Origin of the sequence: Providencia sp. PROV033, from assembly GCF_028484855.1 — a bacterium.
Lineage (GTDB): Bacteria > Pseudomonadota > Gammaproteobacteria > Enterobacterales > Enterobacteriaceae > Providencia > Providencia alcalifaciens.
Genome location: NZ_JAMPSW010000185.1, coordinates 1 through 2,457 on the forward strand (window position 1 = coordinate 1; position 2,457 = coordinate 2,457).

Genomic DNA, 2,457 nt, shown 5'->3' on the forward strand with positions numbered 1-2,457 from the left:
TTCGTTAATGGTGATATTTTTAATCGGCAGTATTAGTATTTCAATTAATATATTCAATGGGTTTGAGTACCCGTTAGAGGTTAGTATTACCTTTATTTCAGCCTGTGTTTTGGGACTGATTATTGGTCGGGTTTTGATTGGCTATATTCCTGTTAATATTGTGCAATTTATATTTTCGCTATTAGTGGTTTCAGTTTCTATTTATTTATTATTTTCGGTGTTTGTTTTTATTCTCAATGATGGTATTCCCAGTTTGTTAATATAATATTTCTATTTTAATCATCATGTGATTAGTGCGCTAATCGAATATTTTATTTTTTTAATGTTGTGTTGGTAGAATTTAAAATTAAGAATATTAAGCAGAAGATGCGATTGGCTTGATGCATAAGAAAGAAAACTGATTTATCTTCAATGATAAATAGGTATAATGAATTAATCGCAATTCTTATTCAGCCGCGACATCAAAAAACACGCTATACCCTACCAAATACAATAATCATTACAGGTTGATTAGCATAATTATGACTAAACAAGATAGTTCAACAACCATCATTGATATCGCTAAGCGCGCTAATGTGACGGATATTACCGTATCTCGTGCTTTTAACCATCCTGAATTGGTAAAAAAAGAAACACGGGAAAAAATACTCGCGATCGCACAAGAGTTAAATTACGTTCCCAATGTATTTGCGCGTAACTTAAAGAATAAAAATAGCCGAATTATTGGTGTTGTGACAGACAGCACGTTTAACCCCTTCTATGTGGTTTTAATCCAGACGGTGTCGCGCTTAGCGAAAGAAAAAGGCTATCAGGTCATGATTTTTGATACTGATAGTGATGAAAAAGCGGAGCAAACCGCGATTGAAACCTTAGTGAGCTATAAAGCCAGCGGCATTTTGCTTTCGCCTGTTCGTGATGATAAAGCGTACCAACCAAGTTATTTGTCGTTGATCGATCAGCATCAAGTCCCATTAGTCTTTGTTGACCGCTCTATTTATGGAAGAAATTATCCTGGGCTATTTTTGAAGAATTTTGAAATCGGGGCACTAACAGGAAAATATCTAAACGAACAACGCAGTGAAAATACGTTAATTATTTCAGGTCCTGAACATTCTGAAATTAGTCTTTCCCGTCTCGCGGGTATTTATGATCAATTTACGCATCATAAAAATATTCATGTTTTGTACAGTAGCTATATTTTTAGCAAAAAAGATGAAGAGTATTTAAGAGAAAAAGTCAAAGAACTCTATACACCAAATATGTATGTTGTGGGACTAAACGGGATTATTACAGCGGGAATGTATAAGATTATTTCTGAGCTCGGATTATCTTGTCGTTATTTCTCGGTAGATTTACCGCCTTATGCTGATACTTATCATTTATCGATTTCAGGTGTTCATCATGACTCAGTTTATTTAGGTAAACGAACAGCGGAATTATTGTTTGCAGAGATAGAAGGTGGCTCCACTAAAGAAACGGGTTCTAAGCAAATCTTCGTCAATGGAAAATTAGTGACTTACGATTAAAAAAATAAGGATTTCATTATGAAATCCTTATTTCTATTTATCGCTAAATATAAACTTAACGTTTCATTGAGCTAATTAAGGTGGCACCCCAGATAATTAAACCTTTCACAATATATTGAACGTATGGAGATATACCCAATAAGTTCAAGCCATTATTAAGTACACCTAAAATCATTGCTCCGATAAGTGTCCCAATAATCATCCCGCGACCACCGGCGATAGATGCCCCGCCTAAAACCACAGCAGCAATCGCATCAAGTTCAAAACCGACACCGGCGTTAGGTTGACCGCTCATTACTCGAGAGGTAAAAATTAATCCTGCGAATGCAGCGGTAAAGCCGCTGATGACATACACCAGCATTTTGTAACGTTCAACACGAATACCACTTAAACGCGCAGCTTCTTCATTACCGCCGATGGCATAAATATAGCGACCAAATGGAATGTGGTTGAGAACGACATAGAAAATCAGATACAAACCCAGCATTAATAGGATAGGCACTTGAATTCCCATTAACTCTTCACGTCCCCAAAATGCAAACTCTTGTGGCAAGCCTGAAATCGGGTAACCACCGGTATAAATGAGCGCCAAGCCTTTTGCGATAATCATCGCACCTAAGGTGACAATGATGGGTGGCATTTTACCGTAAGCGGTTAAAATTCCATTAACAAAGCCAAACGCGATACCTGATAGCAAACCCAGAGTAATGGCAAGGGAAGGATCCATGCCATAGTATTTCATTAATCCCGCCATTAATGTGCCGGATAGTGCCATCACCGCGCCAACAGAAAGGTCGATCCCTCCCGTTAAAATGGCAAATGTCATCCCGATAGCAATAATTGCGTTAATGGAAACTTGGCGAGCAATCGTGGATAAGTTATTTACCGTTAAAAAATGCTCATTAAAAATGGACATACAAGCAAATAAGAT

General features: G+C 37.2%; 2 protein-coding genes and 1 pseudogene. 2 read left to right on the forward strand and 1 reads right to left on the reverse strand.

Translation table 11 applies throughout. From position 1 onward, the window contains the following. Both PSF16_RS17125 and PSF16_RS17130 read left to right on the forward strand, forming a co-directional pair. A pseudogene (locus PSF16_RS17125) lies at positions 1 to 265 on the forward strand (sulfite exporter TauE/SafE family protein); the annotation flags it as partial. A gap of 256 nt (positions 266 to 521) precedes the next feature. Further along, entirely contained in the window at positions 522 to 1,526 is a 1,005-nt protein-coding gene (locus PSF16_RS17130) for a LacI family DNA-binding transcriptional regulator (RefSeq protein WP_006662712.1), read from the forward strand. 55 nt (positions 1,527 to 1,581) lie between these two features. Here the strand turns inward: PSF16_RS17130 and PSF16_RS17135 are convergent. Next, positions 1,582 to 2,457 (reverse strand): ABC transporter permease (locus PSF16_RS17135; protein WP_272689777.1); only part of this gene is annotated, 876 nt, incomplete at its 5' end.